Here is a 19,465-nt window from a genome sequence, read left to right on the forward strand (position 1 = left end):
AGTTAAGCAGTCGGGTGCGGTGGTACAATAGGCTTACGTCAATCGGTCCAGGCGGAAAGGGCTCGTGCGATACCAGCCGCCAGGCGCGCGTTGTTGCGAACCAGGGCAATATTGGCTGTTAGCGAACGTCCTTCGGTTTGCTCGTAAATCCGCTGTAGCAGGTACGGTGTGACGCCCTTGCCGCTGATCCGGTGCGCGTCGGCGTCGGCCTGAGCTGACGCAATAATGGGCGCCAGTTCTTCGGCCGGTATCTGATCTGCGGCCGGGATCGGATTGGCAACCAATTGGCCGCCGGGCAGGCCAAGCGCGCGGCGCGTGGCGTGGGCCGTGGCGATATCCTCGGCGCTGTCCATGCGTAGAGGCGCGGCATACGGGGATTTGGCGGACCAAAAGGCCGGGAATTCATCCTGCCCATAGGCGATGACTGGTACGCCTAGTGTTTCGAGGACCTCAAGCGTTTTTGCCAGATCAAGAATGGCTTTTGCGCCCGCGGCTACAACTGTCACTGGGGATTGGGCCAGTTCGTGAAGATCGGCAGAGATGTCAAAGGTCGTCTCGGCCCCCTGATGGACACCGCCGATGCCACCGGTTGCAAATACATCGATGCCCGCATAATGCGCGGCGATCATCGTTGCCGCGACAGTGGTCGCTCCGGTGCCGCCAGTTGCCATGCAGGCCGCCATATCTGCGCGGGACAGTTTGGCGACGCCCTGCGCCTGACCCAGCGACTTCAGTTCATCGGCCTCAAGGCCAACGTGCAATTTGCCTTTGATCACCGCCATTGTGGCCGGAACCGCGCCGGCGTCGCGGATGTCCTGTTCGACCTGTGCGGCAACCTCGATGTTCTGAGGGTAGGGCATCCCGTGGGTGATGATTGTGCTTTCCAGCGCGACGATGGGTTGGCCTGCGTCCTTGGCGGCGCGGACCTCGGCGGAATATTGAATGTCGATCACAGTGGGGTTTCTCCGGATACGTAAGTTGCGGCGGCGTTCAGGGCGCGGGTCAGAGCCTCGGCGCTGGATGCTCCACCGGATTCTGAGGCGATGTGGGCCGCCATGAATGTGTCGCCTGCGCCGGTCACGCGCGTGACCAGAACGGACGGGGGTGTTTGGGTCAGGATTTCATCCGCATTACCAACCGTGGCCGAGCTTCCGCCGTCGGTGACCAACACCCGCAGCGCGCCGCGATCCAGCAAGCCTTTGGCGGCGCTTTCGGAATCCTTGAATTCGCGCTGGCACAGGATGCCGGCTTCTTCGAGGTTCACATACAGCGTAGCACGCGCATGTTTCAGGAACGGCAGCAAGCGTTCGGCTTTACCGGGCGAGGCCGGTGCCACACGCAGATCGGCGCGCGCAAAGGCGGGGCTTTGTGCGATTTCCTCAAGCAAGTTCAGTGTCAGATTGCCGTCCAGCGCGATAGGTCCTTCAAACGGCTCGTTTTCGTATCCTAGCGGCCCGTGCATCAGTGGACGCAGGATTTTGGCACCCGCGGCCTCAAGCGAATGCGCATCAGCAATGGCTGCGATCAGGCCGTTGGCCCCTTCGACTGCCATGTACCGGTCGGTCGGCAAATCCTGCGAACGGTAAATGTGATCCGTCACCATGCCCAATCGGGAACAGGCGTTTGCCAGCTCATCACCCTCAGGATCGCGCCCGATGGCAGTCAGCAGAGTGGGGGTCATGCCAAAGCGCACAAGCGTCATGGCGATGTTCATGGCCACGCCGCCGGGCAGGCGGGTGATCCGCCCCGGCACGTCCGAGCCCTGCCGCATGGCGCTGGCGGACCGGCCAATCACGTCCCAAAGAACCGAGCCGATACAAAGGATGTCGCTGTTCTTAGTCATGTCGTCGTCATGCCGCAGCCCCGGCGAAGGTGCAAGCGTTAACGCTCACAGGTTTCAGCGCATCGCGTCGGTCAAACCCTTCAGCGCCGCCAGTGGATCATCCTGCGACCAGATTTCTTCGCCGATACCAAAGAAATCGGTGTGTGGCGCCAGATCGCCGATCAGCTCTGGCGTCAATCCACCTTCAGCCACGACGGGCACTTCGATCATCTGTGACCACCACTGGAACAGGTCTTTCTCGGCAGTGGTGCCGTCACCCAGTGTTGACGTGCCGACCGGGCCGAATGCCACGTAGTCCGCACCAGCCTCACCCGCGGTCATCCCATCATGGCTGGACGCCCCGCAAAAGCTGCCAACAATGGCGTCGGCCCCTAATTCTTTGCGTGCTGCCCGGACAGACCGGGCGGCGTCGTCCAGATGCACTCCGTCCAGCCCCAACCGCTGTGCCAGCAGGACGTGGTTCGAAATTACCAGCGCCACGTCGCGGGCATGGGCAACCTCGCGGCATGCATCAGCAGCGCGAGCGATCGTGTCCTCATCGCCACCAGCCAGCGCCAGTCTGATACAGGCGATCTCGGCCCCGTCCAGCACGCTGGCCAAACGGTTGGTGAAGGTGCTTAGTTCGATGGTCGGAGGTGTGATCAGGTAAATCTGTGGCTGCTCGGGGGTGTCCATTGGCGCGTCCTTCGCTTTCAGTCTTTTGCGCGGTTTAGCGGATTGCGGCGGGGAAGCAAACTTTTATGCCGATTTCAGGCCCAAATGACGGCGCGGACGGCTTGCCCTGCCTTTGCGCGCGGATTAGAGCAGGCAGAACTTTCGGAGACAGCCATGCCCAGCGATAAATCCCAACCCTCATTCGTGCTTGTACGCCCGCAGATGGGTGAAAACATCGGCGCCGCCGCGCGGGCGATGTGGAATTTCGGGCTGGACCGGATGCGGATTGTTGCGCCGCGGGACGGGTGGCCGAACCCCAAGGCTGTGGCGATGTCCAGCGGGGCAGGGCGGCTGCTGGATGAGGCGCAACTATTCGACGATCTGGCCGGATCGCTGGCCGACAGCACTTATGTCTTTGCCACAACAGCGCGGCAACGTGGGCTGACCAAGCCGGTCTACAGCCCTGAACGTGCAATGCAGATCGCGGCGGAAAAAGTCGCGGCGGGTGAAAAGGTAGCAGTCCTGTTCGGCCCCGAACGCGCCGGTCTTGAGAATGAGGATATCGCCAAGGCCAATGCCATCATCTCGGTTCCGGTAAATCCGGAATACGCCTCGCTGAACCTTGGGCAATGTGTGCTACTGACCGCTTACGAGTGGATGCGTCAAACTGGGGATGTGGTGCATGAGGCCACAGATCTGGGCAAGGGCGACTGGGCCACAGGCATCGAGGTCGAGAAACTGGTCGAACACTATGAAGACCGGCTGGAAGAGGCCGGGTTCTTTTACCCGCCTGAAAAGGCCGAAGGTATGAAGACGAACCTGCGCAACCTTTGGTCGCGGATGCGCATGACGCGGGCCGACGTGCAGATGCTGCATGGGGTCATGCGGCAGATGGTCCGCTGGAAAGACAAGGGCTGAGGCTGGACCTATGTTCCGCTTCACCCTAGCTTGCGACGAAATCCAAGGCACAAGAGGACAGCATGAGCGGTAAGCGCAGCATCTTCGAAGACGTCTCAGACACTGAAAAACAACAAGCCGTTCAACCGGGTATGCTGGATCGTGGCCGCGGCGGTGCGCGTAAAGCCATTCGTATCTGGCTGATGATCCTGTTTGCGCTGGTGGTGATTATGATCGCGGTGGGTGGGCTGACACGCCTGACCGACAGCGGGTTGTCGATCACCGAATGGCGCCCGATTACCGGGGCTATACCGCCCATGAACGAAGCGGACTGGCAGGCCGAATTCGACAAATACAAGCAGATCGATCAATGGCGCATCCAGAACCAATGGATGGAGCTGGGTGATTTTAAATTCATCTACTGGTGGGAATGGGGCCACCGTCAGTTGGGCCGCGTGATCGGACTGGTCTGGGCGCTTGGTTTCTTTGGCTTTCTTATTGCGCGAAAAATTCCGACCGGGTGGACAGGTAAACTGCTGATTCCGGGCTTTTTGGGCGGTGTTCAAGGTGCTGTTGGCTGGTGGATGGTCGCCTCAGGCGTAACGCAGGGCGAAGGGATGATCGCTGTCGCCAGCTATCGCCTTGCCATCCATCTGGGGTTGGCCTTTGTAATTCTCGGCTTCCTTGCCTGGTACATCTTTGAACTGGGCCGCGAGGAGCGTGACCTGATGCAGGCACGTCGCGCGAAAGAGGCGCGTCTATTCTCGTTGTCCACTGGTCTGATGCATTTCGCCTTTTTGCAAATACTCATTGGCGCGCTTGTCGCCGGGATCGACGCCGGACGGTCTTACACCGACTGGCCGCTGATCGGTGGGCAGTTGTTGCCGCCTGATATGACGATGCTCGAACCAATGTGGCGCAACTTTTTCGAAAGCCCTGGCCTGGTTCAATTCATCCACCGTTGCGCTGGCTATCTGCTGTTCATCTTCGGCATCGTCGTCTGGCGGCGTGGCAGCACCAGCGCTCATCCACAAACTCGCTTTGCCTTCAATGCAGCCTTCGCAGCACTTTCGCTGCAGGTTGTGATTGGTATCGCAACGGTGGTCTACGCGGCCCCATGGCAGATCGCCATCTTCCACCAGTTCATGGCCGTCGTCGTATGGACCTTGATCCTACGGGCGCGGTTCCTGACCGCTTACCCAATAGCAACCTCTCTGCGCGGAGCCTGATTTCCATGAGTGCTTATGACGATTTGATGGCCTTCCAGCGCGAAACATCGGCTTTGGGCGAAATTGCGGGACGCTTGGGCTGGGATCAGGAAACAGTGATGCCTCGCGGAGCCGCGCCGCAACGGGCCGAGGAGATGGCCGCGATTGAGGCTGTCTTGCACGCGCGTCGATCCGACCCGCGTGTTGCTGAATGGTTGGACGCCGCTGACCCGCAGGACGCGGTCGGACAGGCCCAGCTTCGCGAAATTCGTCGGTCATACGAACGGACGGTCAAGGTGCCCGCCGATCTGGCAACGGCCATCGCGCGCGTGACCTCTGCAGCGCAGGGAACCTGGGCTCAAGCTCGCGCAGACGAAGATGTCGCTGCATTCCTGCCAGCACTCAGTGAGGTCGTCGCACTGAAACGCGAAGAGGGTGCCGCGCTGGCGCAGGGTGGCGATATTTATGACGCGATGGTCGAGGACTATGAGCCTTACACGACCGGATCGCAGATCGCCGAGATCTTTGACCATATGCGCCCGCGTTTGGTGGCATTGCGAGCCGCTGTTCTGGACAAACCAGCATCAGCTGAATTGACGGGACGTTTCGACGAACTGGTCCAGATGGGACTTTCGCAAAAGCTGGCAGTTACCTTTGGCTATGATCTGAACACAGGTCGCATCGACAAGGCCGTTCACCCGTTCAGTTCGGGCAGTGGGCAGGATGTCAGGATCACCACCCGGACCACTGAAATCGATCCTTTCAACTGTTTCTATTCAACGATTCACGAAGTTGGCCATGCCGCCTACGAACAAGGGATCGATCCGGCCTATGCATTGTCGCCTCTCGGGCGCGGCGTGTCGATGGGTGTGCATGAAAGCCAAAGCCGCATTTACGAAAACCAACTGGGCCGCTCACGATCCTTCACCGGTTGGTTGTTTGGTCAGATGAAAGACGCGTTCGGCGATTTCGGAATTGCGGATGAAGACGCGTTCTATGCGACGGTCAACGGTGTCCACAACGGCTATATCCGCACCGAGGCGGATGAGGTTCAATACAACCTGCACATCATGCTGCGTTTTGATCTTGAACGTGCCCTAATGGCCGGGGACCTGCAGGTCGGCGATCTTGAAACTGCCTGGAATGACCGTTTCAAGGCAGATTTCGGTTATGCCGTCGACAAACCGTCAAACGGGTGTCTCCAGGATGTGCACTGGTCGGTGGGTTTGTTCGGCTATTTCCCGACCTATTCATTGGGTAATGTCTATGCCGGATGCCTATATCAGGCACTGCGGACGGCGGTGCCAGATCTGGATACACAGTTGGCCAACGGGGACACCTCTGGTGCGACCACGTGGTTGCGCGAAAACGTGCAGCAACATGGTGGGTTCTATACGCCGCGCGAGACAATTCAGCGCGCAAGTGGGATCGAGCCCGGGCCAGATCCGTTACTTGGCTACTTGGAACAAAAGTTTGGCGCGCTATTCGACCTCTGAGGTCAGGAAACGTTTCGTCAAGTTACCGTGTTGCACATTGGTTTTGACCTGAATGCAGGTAGGGTGGTTCGAACGGTTTTACCAAAGGAACCACCTTGTTCTTTGCAACGCATGTCAAACCACATTTGGCATCCATTCTAACTAGCAACACGCTGTTGACGGCGCGCAGGCGCGCGCGGGACTTAAAACACCAGGCCCTGAACCGCCCGCGTGTTGTCCATTATTTTCATGATGCCTCTGACCCTTATTGTCACCTCACCGCACAGGTCTTGCGTCGGTTTCGAGACAAGTATGATGTCGAGCTTTGCCCGCATCTTATTTCAGGTCCTCCGGCAGAAGCTGTGCCAGATCCAGCAGCACATCAGCAAAACTCAATCAAAGATGCGGCACGGCTGGCTCGAAAGCTTGGCCTCAACGCGCCGGAGTGTACTGTTTTGCCCAAGGGTGCGATTGCTGCCTCAGAGAATTTAATGGCAGCCGATCTGAGGATTGGAGATTTTGTTGAGAATGTCCAAGGTATCAGCACGAGGCTGTGGCCCAACGGGGGCTTGCCATCTTCGGATCATCCCAATCCCGCTGCGCTGATGAAGGATGGCGATCAAAAGCTCTCAGAGCTTGGTCACTATATGGGCGGAACTTTTTATTACGAAGGTGAATGGTATTGGGGGATTGATCGTCTTCACTATCTTGAAAACCGGCTGCAGCTTGCCGGATTGGGTGCCAGTTCGCCACCGTTGGTTTCAATGCCTTCGGTTCAGATAGAGCAAGAGAAATCTCAAGATCAGAAAATCGAATTCTTCTTTTCATTTCGCAGCCCCTATTCATATCTGGCGTTTGACCGATCTGTTGAATTGGCACGCCACTATGATGCGCGGCTGGTTTTGCGCTCGGTGCTCCCGATGTTGATGCGCGGCTTGCCGGTTCCTCGGTCCAAGTCTTCCTACATTCTGCATGATTGCGCGCGCGAGGCGCGGCGATTGGGAATCCCATTTGGACGTATCTGCGATCCATTGGGAAAAGGGGTCGAACGTGGCTATGCCTTATTGGAGCATGCCGAGGCACAAAACAGGTTACCTGAGTTCTGTTCAGGCTTTTTACGCGCTGTTTGGTCTGAGGGGGTGAATGCTGCAACTGACAGGGGGCTACAGACAATTGTCGAAAACGCCGGTTTGGATTGGCAGAATGCGAAGCAGCACCTGAGTTCTGATCGTTGGCGAGATCGGGTAAAGATCAATCAGGACCGTCTGCAAGAGATTGGGTTGTGGGGTGTTCCAAGCTTCCGGGTCGCTGGGCAAAGTGTCTGGGGACAGGATCGTCTTTGGGCCGTTGAAGATTTGTTGATCTAAAAGAAAACGCCACACCAAAATGGTGTGGCGTTCAAAGAGTTTATATATCAGCGATTTACGCTTCTTCGTCGTCGTCGTCAGCTTGATCAGCGATCCAGGCAACACTTACGACCACTTCACCTTTTCCGGTGTTGAAGACCTTCACACCGCCTGCCGATCGCGACCGGAAGGAGATCCCTTCGACCGGGACACGGATCGACTGGCCCTTGGACGTCGCCAGCATGATCTGATCTTCGATATCAACTGGGAAGGACGCCACAAGTTCACCGCCTCGCATTGCCTTGTCCATCGCGGCCACGCCCATACCGCCGCGTCCTCGCACAGGGTAGTCATGGCTGGAACTCAACTTACCCGCGCCGCCAGCTGTGATCGTCAGGATCAAGTTCTCGGCCGCCGACATCTCGGCATAGCGCTCTTGTGGAAGTACGCTATCAGCATTGCCTTCGTCTTCGTCGCTGCCGGTATCATCCGTGACGCCGGCCATCAGACGGCGCATTTTCAGATAGGCGGCGCGCTCGTCCGAAGTGGCCTCAAAATGACGGATCACCGACATCGACACAACACGGTCGCCATTAGACAACCTTATACCGCGCACACCGGTGGATTCGCGTGAGTTAAAGACGCGGACATCAGTGGTGCGGAACCGGATTGCGCGGCCCGAATTCGTGACCAGCATCACATCCTCGTCTTCCGAGCAAATGCGGGCATTCACCAGCTCAACATCCTCGGGCAGCTTCATCGCGATCTTGCCGTTGCGGCGGACATTGGTGAAGTCCGACAAGCGGTTACGCCGCACATCCCCGGCACTGGTGGCAAAGACGATCTGCAGGTTTTCCCACTCTTCATCCGGCACGTCCACGGGCATGATCGCCGCGATGGAAACGCCAGTTGGGATCGGCAGGATGTTTACGATCGCCTTGCCTTTGCCAGTCCGGCTGGACTGCGGCAGACGCCAGGTCTTGAGCTTGTAGACCATGCCTTCGGTGGTGAAGAACAGCAGTTGCGTATGGGTGTTGGCGACGAAGAGGTTGGTAACAACATCCTCTTCTTTGGTTTGCATTCCTGACAGGCCCTTGCCGCCACGTTTCTGAGCACGGAAATCGGCCAGCGGAGTACGCTTGATGTAACCGCCTGAAGTCACGGTGACGACCATGTCTTCACGTTCGATCAGGTCCTCGTCTTCCATGTCGCCAGACCAGTCGACGATTTCGGTGCGGCGGGGCACTGCGAACTGCTCGCGCACATCGCGCAACTCATCGCCGATGATCGACATGATGCGCTCACGTGAGGACAGAATATCCAGGTATTCCTTGATCTTACCTGCCAATTCTTCCAGCTCGTCCGTGACCTCTTTGACACCGATCTGGGTAAGCCTCTGCAGGCGCAGGTCGAGGATGGCGCGGGCTTGAATTTCGGTCAGGTTATACGTGCCGTCGTCGTTCATCTTGGACAGAGGGTCGTCGATCAGGCGCAGATAACCTTCAATCTCGGCTGCGGGCCAACGGCGCGTCATCAGCTTTTCACGCGCTTGCGCAGCGTCTGCCGATGAACGGATGGTAGCGACCACTTCGTCCACGTTCGATACAGCCACGGCCAGGCCACACAGAATGTGGCTGCGTTCGCGGGCTTTGCGCAAATCATAAGCGGTGCGGCGGGCAACGACGTCTTCGCGGAAGTCGATGAAAGAGGTCAGGAACCGGCGCAGAGTCAACTGTTCGGGGCGGCCACCGTTCAGGGCCAGCATGTTGCAACCAAAGGAGGTCTGCATTGGCGAGAAACGATAAAGTTGGTTCAACACCACCTCGGGGGTCGCATCGCGTTTCAGCTCGACTACGACGCGTACACCGTTACGGTCGGATTCGTCCTGAACGTGGGCAACGCCTTCGATGCGCTTCTCGCGCACGGCTTCGGCGATCTTTTCAATCATCGAGGCCTTGTTAACCTGATAGGGAATTTCGTCCACAACAATGGCATAACGGTCCCTGCGGATCTCTTCGACGCGGGTTTTGGCGCGGATGATGACGCTGCCACGGCCTTCCAGATACGCCTTGCGCGCGCCAGACCGGCCCAGCATCACGCCTCCTGTCGGAAAGTCAGGGCCGGGGACGTATTCGATTAGCTGCTCTGACGTCAGATCCGGATCGTCGATGAGTGCAAGCGTCGCATCAACAACTTCGCCAAGGTTGTGCGGGGGGATGTTCGTTGCCATACCGACGGCGATACCACCAGCACCATTGACTAGCATGTTCGGGAAACGGGCGGGTAGAACCGTTGGTTCGCGGTCTTTGCCGTCGTAGTTGTCCTGAAAATCGACAGTCTCTTTTTCGATGTCGGCCAGCAGGGACGCGGCGGGTTTGTCCATACGTACTTCGGTATATCGCATGGCTGCAGGATTATCCCCGTCCATCGAACCAAAGTTGCCCTGACCATCCAACAAAGGCAGCGACATCGAGAAATCCTGCGCCATCCGCACCAGCGCATCATAGATCGCGCTGTCACCATGCGGGTGGTATTTACCCATCACATCACCGACCGGGCGGGCCGATTTGCGGTACGCCTTGTCGTGGGTATTTCCCGTCTCGTGCATCGCATAAAGGATGCGCCGGTGAACCGGTTTCAAGCCGTCGCGCAGATCAGGGATCGCGCGGGATACGATGACCGACATGGCATAGTCCAAATAGGACGTGCGCATCTCGGATTCGATTGACACCGTCGGGCCGTCATAAACAGGGCGCTCGGGCGGGGTTTCATCCATGTTTTCAGGAATTTCTGGCGTATCGCTCACGTAAACTGCCCGTTTATTGTGCTGGGTCTATATCTTGTGGATGTACCTTATCAGACCCGGCACATAAGGTGCAAGCAAGCAGCGCAATCTGTGCAAAAAACACGCGTAACATCGGGGTAACATATTGTTAACCAAGGGTTAGGTGGTTTTCGTGTTATGCTGAAGAGACCTTGTAACAATTTTGGAGGTCCGCATGGAGCAAAGCGAAACAGAACTGATGCTCAAGGGGTATGGGCTGACGACGGCCGAATTTTTTTACCACATGCCCGATTATATTCACGTGCTCAATACATTCATCTGGCAGGATTACGACCTTGCGCCAGATCATCCCAAGCTATTCGATTTTATTGAATTCTGGAAGCGCGAGATCGAAGGACCGCTGCATTCGGTGCGGTTCACGCATCGCAAGATGGTCGCGCCTGGGGAATGGCGCAACGTAGTGGGCGAATTTCGGGTGAATTGACGCCCCGGGGCATCGGACCCAAACCCATATACATTTCCGACGCATTCGGTATCGTTGCGACCAAGATTGGTCACAAGCGGGAACACAGAATGCCCAGAGTTTTATTGTTTGTAGCAGCTATTTGCCTTAGCGGGCCCGTTTCGGCCGAGGGCGTTCTTGATAAAATCAAGAAAGGCGCTGAAAACACGGCGGATGCCGTCGGGCGCGGGGCAGAAACAGTTGGGCAGACAATCCAAAAAGGGGCGAACGCGGTCGATGAAACCATCACGTCCACCTCTGATCTGTTATCCAATGAGGCGACGCCGGAAGAGACCCGTGCCAAGCTGGATATCATGGCCTCGGACGTATTGGCGCAGTTGCTTGCGGAAAATCCTGAAGCTCAGGCGCTTTATGATGTCAGTGCGGGCTACGCAGTTTTCGATTCCCGCAAAGTTTCAGTTTTCCCTGTTTCCGCCGGATACGGTCGCGGTGTTGCCGTGGACAAGGAAACCGGTCAGCACGTCTACATGAACATGGGAACCGGCGGCGTGGGCGCTGCCATCGGTATCGGCGGGTTCGAGACCAAATTTGTGATCCTGTTTGAAACGCAGTCAGATTTGGAAAGTTTCATTGCCCACGGATATGACGCCACAGCGGAATCCGGTGCCATGTATGGTGAAGAGCGCACGGATGAAACGCTCAGGTTCACAGATGGGCGGTCGTTTTTCGTGCTTAGCAAAAAAGGTTGGCGCGTCTCGGCTGGGGCATCAGGCACGAAGTACTGGAAGTCACCCGAGCTGAACTGATCAGCCCGAGCAGCTGGCGCCGCCCAAAACACAGAACTTTGCGCAATGCGGGTGGTTGAGGTGCACGTCAGCCTCGGCTTCGGCCAGTGTCGTGCCCATTTCAAACTCCGGTTCATAGGGCAACAGTGTACAGGCCAGAACAGCAGGGCGATCCGCGCCCTTACGTTTGACTACCATTCGCGCATTCGAGCACATCACTGCCTCAGGCGTTTTGTTGAGAATGCCCCAGCAAGCTGTCGTGATTTCAGGAACTTCGACGGTTTCGTCCATCTCGGGGAACAGAACGGTCTGACCCGGATTATGCGCATTGATGTCGAAGTTATGCTGTTTGAAGAACGTTTCATAACCGGCGCGGCTGTCGGCGTCGCTGTCGCCCCAAACAGTGCGGCCTGCGATTGCGATATTGAATCCATTGTCGCGAAGCCACTCCATCCCCGTGAGGGTCTTGTCAAAGCTGCCTTTGCCACGCTCTTCGTCATGCAGTTCGGGGCGAAAGTGGTCGACTGAAATCCGCAGGGTCAGCTTGGCCCCATAGTCGCGATTCAGATCCAGCAGCCCATCGCGCATCTTGCGGCGCATCATAGGCAGCATTGCATTCGTCAGGATCAAAACCTCATACCCGCGTTCCAACGCAACGCGAGTCATGTCGATCACTTCGGGGTTCATAAAGGGTTCGCCGCCTGTGAACCCAATCTCGCGCACCGGCCAGCCGCGGTCTTCGATCTGGTCCAAATAATCGCGCACCTCTTCGGTGGTGATATAGACCAGCGCGTCATTAGATGGACTGCTCGCAATATAGCAATTGACGCATTCGATGTTGCAAAGGGTGCCGGTATTGAACCACAACGTCTCGGGGTTTTTCAGCGCTACTGACGCGCGGGTTTGTCCATCTGCTGTCACCAATTTGTTCTGAAACTTGCCGATATTGGCGGTCTGAGGCGCGTTGTCTTTCATTCCGGTATCCGGTTCTTTGAAGCTACTAATGATGTAGCCGGTCGACTCGGATTAGTTAAGTCAGGCAAATGCCACCTGACAGAGTTTTGATGATGGGGGATTTACGCTGACCGATTGCGCTAACATTGGACATGCCCGGCGGGGCAAGATAAGGAAAAACCATGGTTTCTCGCGTCATACCTGTTGATCCATTCGATCTCGTCATTTTTGGCGGGACCGGTGACTTGGCGCAACGAAAGATTCTACCAGCTCTGTTCCGACGCTTTTGTTCGGGGCAATGGGCTGAAGGTGTGCAAATCATAGGCGCGGCGCGCACGGTCCACGACCGTGTCGGGTTTCAGGCACTGGTCGCCGAATCGCTGCGTGCCCATGCCGCTGCGCATTGCCATGACGAAGCTGCTTTGCGCGCGTTTCTGGAACGCGTCGACTATGTGACCCTCGACGGGTATTCCAATGAGGGCTGGGAACAGCTTGCCGACAAACTGAACCATGACCGCGTGCGAGCGTTTTATTTTTCTGTCGGCCCACGCCTGTTCGGACCATTGGCCGAGCGGATCAAGGCACATGATCTGGCGACGCAAAATACGCGGATTGTTGTTGAAAAGCCCTTTGGTCACGATCTGGAAAGCGCAAAGTCATTGAACGCGACCCTGGCTGCGCATTTCAGAGAAAGCCAGATTTACCGGATTGACCACTATCTGGGTAAGGAAACCGTCCAGAACCTGATGGCGGTTCGGTTCGGTAACATGCTGTTCGAACCTCTGTGGAACAGCCAGTATGTTGATCACATTCAGATCACAGTGGCCGAATCCGTGGGTATCGCCGGGCGGGAGGAGTATTATGAGCGCGCAGGTGCCATGCGCGACATGATGCAGAATCACCTGATGCAGTTGCTGTGCCTGATCGCGATGGAGCCTCCTGCAAAGTTTGATCCGGATGCCGTGAGGGACGAAAAGCTCAAGGTTATTCGTGCCCTTGATCAAGTTGAACCGCACCACATCGTGCGTGGACAGTTCGATGGCCGCGGCGGCCAAAAAGGATACCGCGAAATTGTGGGCAACCCACGTTCGACCACCGAAAGCTATGTGGCGCTGAGGGCGCATATCAGCAATTGGCGTTGGGCGGGTACCCCGTTCTATCTGCGCACGGGCAAACGTCTGGTTGCGCGGTCTTCGGTGATCAATGTGATGTTCAAAGACGCGCCGCATTCAATTTTCGGCGAAGAGGCAGGACGACACGCGAATGTCCTGTCGATCCGGCTGCAGCCGAACGAAGGCATAACGCTGAAAGTGACGATCAAGGAGCCAGGTCCGGGTGGCATGCGCCTGGTCGATGTACCCTTGGACATGAGTTTTGCCGAGGCGCTGGGGCCTGAAAACCAGGACCCGCCGGATGCATATGAACGGCTAGTGATGGATGTGATCCGTGGCAACCAGACCCTGTTCATGCGTGGGGATGAGGTCGAGGCCGCGTGGGCCTGGACCGACCCGATCATTGCCGGCTGGCACGCGCGCGGTGACGTACCAAAACCATACGAAAGCGGCAGCACAGGTCCGGGCGACGCCGAGCTGTTGATGAAACGAGACGGTCGCCGTTGGCAAGGAATAAACCCATGAAGATTCAGGAATATGCCGATCGCGACATGCTGGCGATTGACGTGGCAAACGCCTTGGCCGGAGAGTTGGAGGCTGCCTTGCTGCACCACGACATGGTTTCGTTGGCCGTGCCGGGCGGCACGACCCCCGGGCCAGTATTCGATGGCCTGTGCGCGGCTGATCTGGAATGGGACCGTGTGCGGGTGTTGCCCACGGACGAACGCTGTGTTCCGGGTGATAGCGACCGTTCGAACGAACGGCTGATCCGGCAGCGCTTGCTGACAAACCGTGCTTCGGCTGCTCAATACGTGCCGCTGTATGTTGAAGGTAAAGAACCGGACGATGTCCTGCCGGAAATCGAATCCTTGATTACACCAGTCTTGCCGCTTTCGGTTCTGGTTCTTGGAATGGGTGAGGATATGCACACAGCTTCTCTGTTTCCGGGGATGGAGGGGCTTGAAGACGCGCTGGATAGTCACGCTTCACCGCTTGCAGTCGCCCGTCCCGAAACCCAGCCAGAGGCGCGGATCACGCTGACTGGCCCCGTGTTGGATGGAGCGCTATCCAAACACCTGATTATCTTTGGCGCCACCAAGCGCGATGCGTTGGATAAGGCCATGTCTCTGCCTCCGGAAGAGGCCCCGATCGCTGCCGCGCTGACCGGCATGACGGTTCATTGGGCGGAGTGACACAGATGCATTTGGACCCGCTCAAGAATTTAGCATCCGAAGTGCAGGACGAGGCCATCCTCGGGCTGTTTGAAAGCGATCCGAACCGGGCTCAGAGTTTTTCCGCGTCCACTGGAGATCTGCTGTTTGATTATTCCAAAACCCAGATCACAGAGGACGTCCGAAAGGCCTTGATCGCGTTGTGTGATGAGGCTGGCCTGGCTTCGCGCCGCGCGGCGATGTTCGATGGTGAAAAGATCAACGAAACCGAAGGCCGTGCAGTTCTGCACACAGCGCTGCGTAATCTGGATGGCGGCCCGGTTGAGGTCGATGGTCTGGACGTCATGCCCGATGTTCTGGACACTCTGCAACGGATGCGTGTCTTCGCAGAAGAGGTCCGCGGCGGGGCGGTCACTGGGGCAGGGGGCGGCTTTACCGATGTGGTCAATATCGGCATCGGTGGTTCGGACTTGGGCCCTGTTATGGCGACGCATGCGCTGTCCCCGTATCATGATGGACCAAGACTTCACTATGTCTCGAATGTGGACGGCGCACATATCGCCGATACGCTTCGCCAGCTTGATCCGACGCGGACTTTGGTAATCGTCGCCTCCAAGACCTTCACGACAATCGAAACGATGACCAACGCCCGAACGGCACGGGCGTGGATGGAAGATGGCGGCGGCGACCCGGCCAGACAGTTTGCGGCTGTGTCCAGTGCGCTGGACAAGACCCAAGCCTTTGGCATTCCCAAAGAGCGCGTGTTCGGTTTTGCCGATTGGGTCGGCGGACGCTATTCGGTCTGGGGCCCGGTGGGCCTGCCGGTAATGATCGCCGTAGGGTCGAACGCCTTTGACGCGTTCCTGCGTGGTGGAGAGGCGATGGACGTCCACTTCCGCGCCGCCGACTGGATAGAAAACATGCCGGTCATGCTGGCTTTGGTCGGCATTTGGCATCGTCAGGTTCAGGGTCATGCCAGCCGGGCCGTGCTGCCATACGATCAAAGATTGCTGCGTCTTCCAGCGTATTTTCAACAGCTTGAGATGGAATCGAACGGCAAGTCTGTTGCCATGGACGGCAGCACTCTGACCGTGCCTTCGGGTCCCGTGGTTTGGGGAGAGCCGGGAACCAACGGGCAACATGCGTTCTATCAATTGATCCATCAGGGCACCGACGTGATTCCGTGTGAATTCATGGTCGCGGCCGAAGGGCATGAACCTGAACTAACCCACCATCACCGCCTGTTGCTGGCCAATTGCCTTGCACAGTCCGAGGCGCTGATGCGCGGACGGTCGCTTGGTGAAGCACGGCAACGAATGGCGGAGAAGGGGCTGGAAGGGACGGAGCTGGAACGGCAAGCCCGTCACCGCGTTTTTCCAGGCAACCGTCCTTCGACAACGTTGTTGTACCCAAAGCTCACTCCGTTTGTTCTGGGCCAGATCATCGCGCTGTACGAACATCGTGTGTTTGTCGAGGGCGTGCTATTGGGCATCAACTCGTTCGACCAGTGGGGCGTTGAGTTGGGCAAGGAACTTGCGACATCTCTCGGGCCGATCGTTGATGGTGAAGAAAGCGCATCCGGCAAGGACGGCTCAACTGCTGCTCTGGTTGCCTATACAATGCGCCACCGCGACTAATAACGTGGTTTTGGCAGCCTGCCGTAGAGGCAGGCTGCATTCTTTTATTGTCAGACAATTAAATGATTGGCAGGGTCAGTTCTTAGGGAACGCCCTGAACACTCAGCTTTGCACACGCGGATAAGAGGCTTCGGGCAAGCAGACGGCACTGCTCAACAGAGCGGTGCTGACAATGGGAGGATGTCCATGCTGGGACAGATGATGACGCAGCCTTTGCTGATTTCGTCGCTGATTGATCACGCCGAACGCTATCACGGACAGACCGAGATCTACTCGGTCGAAACGGATGGGTCGGTCACAGAAACCAATTGGGCACAAGTGGCACAAAATGCGCGTAAGCTGGCTTCGGCGCTGTCCAAGCTGGGACTGGGACCCCAGGACCGCATCGGCACGTTGGCCTGGAATAACCGGCGACACCTGGAGATTTACTATGCGACTTCCGGTGCGGGGTATGTGTGCCACACGGTGAACCCCCGGCTGTTCCCTGAACAACTGACTTACATCATCAACCACGCAAAAGACCGGGTTCTGTTCTTTGACGCGACCTTCATTCCTTTGGTTGCCGCGCTGCACGAACACCTGTCCGAAGTCAGCCATTTCGTTTTGATGGGGCCACGAAATGAGGATGCCATTGCTCAAATCCCCGGAGTGGAATTCTATGATGAACTAATCGAAACAGGCGACGACGATTTTCGTTGGCCCAGCTTCGATGAAAACACGGCATCCAGCCTCTGCTATACTTCCGGAACGACGGGCAATCCCAAGGGTGTGCTGTACTCACACCGCTCGACTGTTCTGCACAGTTTTGGATCGAATACGCGTGATGTCATCGGCTTTTCGGCCATGGATGTCGTAATGCCAGTGGTACCGATGTTCCACGTTAACGCCTGGGGGTCGCCCTATGCCTGTGCAATGTCCGGTTCACGCATGGTGCTGCCGGGGCCCGGTCTGCATGGCGAAGCACTGGTGAAATTGGTTGACGCTTACGGCGTGACGCTTGCAATGGGCGTCCCGACAATCTGGCAGGGCTTGCTGGCGCATGCCGAAAAATCAGGTAGCAAACTGGCCAGCTTGAACCGCACCGTGATTGGTGGTGCTGCGTGTCCGCCCTCGATGATTGAGACCTTCCGCGAGGCTTATGGCGTTGATACGGTTCACGCGTGGGGTATGAGCGAGATGAGTCCGTTGGGTACGACGAATAACCCGTTGGCCAAGCATTTTGAGCTGCCGCTTGAAGAACAACACAAACTGCGCGAAAGCCAGGGCAGACCGCCTTATGGCGTCGAGTTGAAGATCGTTGATGATGACGGAAAGGATCTGCCTCATGACGGCGTCACGCAAGGCGATCTGCTTGTGCGTGGGCATTGGGTGTTGGACAGCTATTTTCAGATGCAGGATGAAGACCTGCTGCAGGACGGCTGGTTCGCGACCGGAGATGTCGCAACTTTGGACCCGGACGGATACATGACAATCCGCGACCGGTCCAAGGACATCATCAAGTCCGGGGGGGAATGGATCAGCTCCGTCGAGCTTGAAAACATTGCCGTCGCCCACCCGCAGCTTGCCACGGCAGCCGTTGTTGGTGTGCCTCATCCCAAATGGGACGAACGCCCCTTGTTGGTGGCCGTTAAAGCCGAAGGTTCCGACCCCACCGAAGAAGAGTTGCTGGCCTTCTTTGACGGCAAGATCGCCAAATGGCAGGTGCCCGATAAGGTTGTATTTGTGGACGCGCTTCCATTAAACGCGACCGGCAAGGTCCTAAAGCGCAATCTACGTGCGGACTTTGAGGATGCCTTAACGGGCTAAGCGCCTGATATTTTTGGAAATGGCTCCGGCGGTAGGGATCGAACCTACGACCAATTGATTAACAGTCAACTGCTCTACCGCTGAGCTACGCCGGAACGGTTCGCGCCGTATAGCAACCCGTTTCTACGGCGTCCAGAGGGGTGCAGAACTTTTTTCGCCAAAATGACATCAATCCAAATGGCACCTGAATCGAGGCTATGAGAGGGGTGTGATGTCAGGGGATTTTGGCTCCGGCGGTAGGGATCGAACCTACGACCAATTGATTAACAGTCAACTGCTCTACCGCTGAGCTACGCCGGAACTGAGGGGCGTATAACAATCCGTTTTTTGCCCGTCCAGAGGGGAACTGCATCAAACGGAAAAAAATTTGGACAAGTCACGCGGTTCTGAAAAAATTGGCGTTTCCCGATAGCGCATCAGGTGTGGAGACCTTTGATTTACCATATAGATCAATTAGATGCGCAAACACGTTACGCTCAGCAGCTGGCAGCAGCGCGATAGGCGTATCGGTGTAAATACGCTCGGCAAGTTGGCGGGCGGTTCCGGGCTGATCCGCAAGCGCCGCCAGTATCTGAGCTTCGCGCGTGAGGCGGTGATTTATCAGCCAGTCCAAACGTTCGCCAGGATCGGTGATCGGTGCACCGTGGCCGGCGTGAAACACGGACCAGTCCCGCGTGCGCAACCTGTGGCAGGCTTGCATGAAATCCGTCAGATCCCCGTCCGGAGGGGAGACCAGCGAACTGGCCCACCCCATGACGTGATCGGCTGTAAAGCAGACATTGCCCCAGCCAAGGGCGATATGGTTTCCCAGATGACCGGGTGTATGGATGGTCTCAAGCTGCCAGTCTTCACCCTCGATCATCTCGCCATCCGCCAGTTCGATATCCGGATGAAACGCGGTGTCTATCCCTTCACCGCCGCCGACCAGACCTTGTTGCGCCAGTTCGGTCATAACTGCACTGCGTCCGGCTTGTGGCCCGCCAAAGGCCAAAATCGGCGCACCGGTCCGTTCTGCCAAAGGTGCCGCAAGCGGCGAGTGGTCGAGATGGCTGTGGGTGACGATGATGTGGCTTATCCGTTGACCCGGCTGCATGGCGTTCAGAATCGCCTCAAGATGCGTGTCGCTAAGGGGGCCGGGGTCGATGACCGCCAGATCGCGCTCTCCCAATAGATACGTATTCGTACCGCGATAAGTCATCGGAGACGGGTTTGGTGCCAGAATCCGCCGCAGGCCAATTTGTAATTCGGTTACCTGACCTGGTGGCGGGTTGAAATCGTCGGGCACCTGCATTCTGAGCTCTTTCTCTTGGCGGATCAGCCCGTTAGGT

16 protein-coding genes and 2 tRNA genes are annotated in these 19,465 nt (G+C 57.3%); 10 read left to right on the plus strand and 8 right to left on the minus strand.

The window, feature by feature from the left end; translation table 11 throughout:
* Positions 1–38: 38 nt before the first annotated feature.
* The 3 genes from GOW92_RS00570 to GOW92_RS00580 are packed head-to-tail and all read right to left on the minus strand — an operon-like array spanning position 39 to position 2,518.
* On the minus strand, positions 39–953 hold the full coding sequence (locus GOW92_RS00570; protein ID WP_170557068.1) for a pseudouridine-5'-phosphate glycosidase: 915 nt from the start codon (positions 951–953) through the stop codon (positions 39–41).
* Entirely contained in the window at positions 950–1,843 is an 894-nt protein-coding gene (locus GOW92_RS00575) for a PfkB family carbohydrate kinase (protein WP_170557070.1), read from the minus strand. Before GOW92_RS00575 ends, GOW92_RS00570 begins: the two co-directional genes overlap by 4 nt.
* 54 nt (positions 1,844–1,897) lie before the next feature.
* A complete protein-coding gene (locus GOW92_RS00580) occupies positions 1,898–2,518 on the minus strand; it encodes a thiamine phosphate synthase (RefSeq protein WP_170557072.1) in 621 nt (206 codons plus the stop codon).
* Between the two features lie 153 nt (positions 2,519–2,671).
* Here GOW92_RS00580 and GOW92_RS00585 point away from each other — a divergent pair, with 153 nt between their 5' ends.
* The 4 genes from GOW92_RS00585 to GOW92_RS00600 all read left to right on the plus strand — a co-directional run bounded on the left by GOW92_RS00585 (position 2,672) and on the right by GOW92_RS00600 (position 7,444).
* Positions 2,672–3,415 carry an RNA methyltransferase gene (locus tag GOW92_RS00585; protein ID WP_170557074.1) on the plus strand — a complete coding sequence of 248 codons (744 nt, stop codon included), beginning with the start codon at positions 2,672–2,674 and terminating at the stop codon, positions 3,413–3,415.
* 62 nt (positions 3,416–3,477) lie between these two features.
* Positions 3,478–4,623 (plus strand): heme A synthase, encoded by a 1,146-nt coding sequence (gene ctaA, locus GOW92_RS00590; protein ID WP_170557076.1) that lies wholly within the window; start codon positions 3,478–3,480, stop codon positions 4,621–4,623.
* 5 nt (positions 4,624–4,628) lie between these two features.
* The gene (locus GOW92_RS00595) at positions 4,629–6,098 is read left to right on the plus strand and encodes a carboxypeptidase M32 (RefSeq protein ID WP_170557078.1); all 1,470 of its coding nucleotides are present in this window, start codon (positions 4,629–4,631) and stop codon (positions 6,096–6,098) included.
* A 470-nt stretch (positions 6,099–6,568) separates the two neighbouring features.
* Positions 6,569–7,444, plus strand: coding sequence for a DsbA family protein (locus tag GOW92_RS00600; RefSeq protein WP_170557081.1), 876 nt, complete (start codon positions 6,569–6,571; stop codon positions 7,442–7,444).
* Between the two features lie 55 nt (positions 7,445–7,499).
* On the opposite strand, the gene gyrA is transcribed toward GOW92_RS00600, so the two are convergent.
* A complete protein-coding gene (gene gyrA / locus GOW92_RS00605) occupies positions 7,500–10,229 on the minus strand; it encodes a DNA gyrase subunit A (protein WP_170557083.1) in 2,730 nt (909 codons plus the stop codon).
* 193 nt (positions 10,230–10,422) lie between these two features.
* Between gyrA and GOW92_RS00610 the strand changes: the two genes are divergently transcribed.
* Both GOW92_RS00610 and GOW92_RS00615 read left to right on the plus strand, forming a co-directional pair.
* Entirely contained in the window at positions 10,423–10,692 is a 270-nt protein-coding gene (locus tag GOW92_RS00610; protein ID WP_170557085.1) for an usg protein, read from the plus strand.
* Between the two features lie 89 nt (positions 10,693–10,781).
* Positions 10,782–11,477, plus strand: coding sequence for a hypothetical protein (locus GOW92_RS00615; protein WP_170557087.1), 696 nt, complete (start codon positions 10,782–10,784; stop codon positions 11,475–11,477).
* On the opposite strand, the gene GOW92_RS00620 is transcribed toward GOW92_RS00615, so the two are convergent.
* Positions 11,478–12,431, minus strand: coding sequence for a radical SAM protein (locus GOW92_RS00620; RefSeq protein ID WP_170557089.1), 954 nt, complete (start codon positions 12,429–12,431; stop codon positions 11,478–11,480). It abuts the gene before it with no gap.
* A gap of 161 nt (positions 12,432–12,592) precedes the next feature.
* On the opposite strand from GOW92_RS00620, the gene zwf reads away from it, so the two are divergent.
* The 4 genes from zwf (at position 12,593) to GOW92_RS00640 (ending at position 18,137) form a co-directional block, all read left to right on the plus strand.
* Positions 12,593–14,047, plus strand: coding sequence for a glucose-6-phosphate dehydrogenase (gene zwf, locus GOW92_RS00625; protein WP_170557091.1), 1,455 nt, complete (start codon positions 12,593–12,595; stop codon positions 14,045–14,047).
* Positions 14,044–14,715 carry a 6-phosphogluconolactonase gene (pgl, locus tag GOW92_RS00630; protein WP_170557092.1) on the plus strand — a complete coding sequence of 224 codons (672 nt, stop codon included), beginning with the start codon at positions 14,044–14,046 and terminating at the stop codon, positions 14,713–14,715. Before zwf ends, pgl begins: the two co-directional genes overlap by 4 nt.
* A gap of 5 nt (positions 14,716–14,720) precedes the next feature.
* Positions 14,721–16,331, plus strand: a complete 1,611-nt coding sequence (pgi, locus tag GOW92_RS00635) for a glucose-6-phosphate isomerase (protein WP_170557094.1) — start codon at positions 14,721–14,723, stop codon at positions 16,329–16,331.
* Between the two features lie 186 nt (positions 16,332–16,517).
* A complete protein-coding gene (locus GOW92_RS00640) occupies positions 16,518–18,137 on the plus strand; it encodes a long-chain-fatty-acid--CoA ligase (RefSeq protein ID WP_170557096.1) in 1,620 nt (539 codons plus the stop codon).
* Positions 18,138–18,157: 20 nt separating this feature from the next.
* Here GOW92_RS00640 and GOW92_RS00645 read toward each other — a convergent pair.
* The 3 genes from GOW92_RS00645 to GOW92_RS00655 form a co-directional block, all read right to left on the minus strand.
* Positions 18,158–18,232, minus strand: a tRNA-Asn gene (locus GOW92_RS00645).
* A gap of 130 nt (positions 18,233–18,362) precedes the next feature.
* Positions 18,363–18,437 (minus strand) — tRNA-Asn (locus tag GOW92_RS00650).
* A 76-nt stretch (positions 18,438–18,513) separates the two neighbouring features.
* Positions 18,514–19,428: an MBL fold metallo-hydrolase gene (locus tag GOW92_RS00655; RefSeq protein WP_170557098.1), complete on the minus strand. Its 915-nt coding sequence runs from the start codon at positions 19,426–19,428 to the stop codon at positions 18,514–18,516.
* Between the last annotated feature and the right edge of the window lie 37 nt (positions 19,429–19,465).

This window comes from Ruegeria atlantica, assembly GCF_013032505.1.
Classification (GTDB): Bacteria; Pseudomonadota; Alphaproteobacteria; order Rhodobacterales; family Rhodobacteraceae; genus Ruegeria; species Ruegeria atlantica_F.

Bases quoted from the DNA above. Each gene is read 5' to 3' on its own strand.
- GOW92_RS00585 (WP_170557074.1), top strand. From the start codon at position 2,672: ATGCCCAGCGATAAATCCCAACCCTCATTCGTGCTTGTACGCCCGCAG.
- GOW92_RS00575 (WP_170557070.1), bottom strand. From the start codon at position 1,843: ATGACTAAGAACAGCGACATCCTTTGTATCGGCTCGGTTCTTTGGGAC.
- GOW92_RS00620 (WP_170557089.1), bottom strand. From the start codon at position 12,431: ATGAAAGACAACGCGCCTCAGACCGCCAATATCGGCAAGTTTCAGAAC.
- GOW92_RS00615 (WP_170557087.1), top strand. From the start codon at position 10,782: ATGCCCAGAGTTTTATTGTTTGTAGCAGCTATTTGCCTTAGCGGGCCC.
- GOW92_RS00600 (WP_170557081.1), top strand. From the start codon at position 6,569: ATGGCAGCCGATCTGAGGATTGGAGATTTTGTTGAGAATGTCCAAGGT.
- ctaA (WP_170557076.1), top strand. From the start codon at position 3,478: ATGAGCGGTAAGCGCAGCATCTTCGAAGACGTCTCAGACACTGAAAAA.
- pgi (WP_170557094.1), top strand. From the start codon at position 14,721: ATGCATTTGGACCCGCTCAAGAATTTAGCATCCGAAGTGCAGGACGAG.
- GOW92_RS00655 (WP_170557098.1), bottom strand. From the start codon at position 19,428: ATGCAGGTGCCCGACGATTTCAACCCGCCACCAGGTCAGGTAACCGAA.
- GOW92_RS00595 (WP_170557078.1), top strand. From the start codon at position 4,629: ATGAGTGCTTATGACGATTTGATGGCCTTCCAGCGCGAAACATCGGCT.
- zwf (WP_170557091.1), top strand. From the start codon at position 12,593: ATGGTTTCTCGCGTCATACCTGTTGATCCATTCGATCTCGTCATTTTT.
- pgl (WP_170557092.1), top strand. From the start codon at position 14,044: ATGAAGATTCAGGAATATGCCGATCGCGACATGCTGGCGATTGACGTG.
- GOW92_RS00580 (WP_170557072.1), bottom strand. From the start codon at position 2,518: ATGGACACCCCCGAGCAGCCACAGATTTACCTGATCACACCTCCGACC.
- GOW92_RS00640 (WP_170557096.1), top strand. From the start codon at position 16,518: ATGCTGGGACAGATGATGACGCAGCCTTTGCTGATTTCGTCGCTGATT.
- GOW92_RS00610 (WP_170557085.1), top strand. From the start codon at position 10,423: ATGGAGCAAAGCGAAACAGAACTGATGCTCAAGGGGTATGGGCTGACG.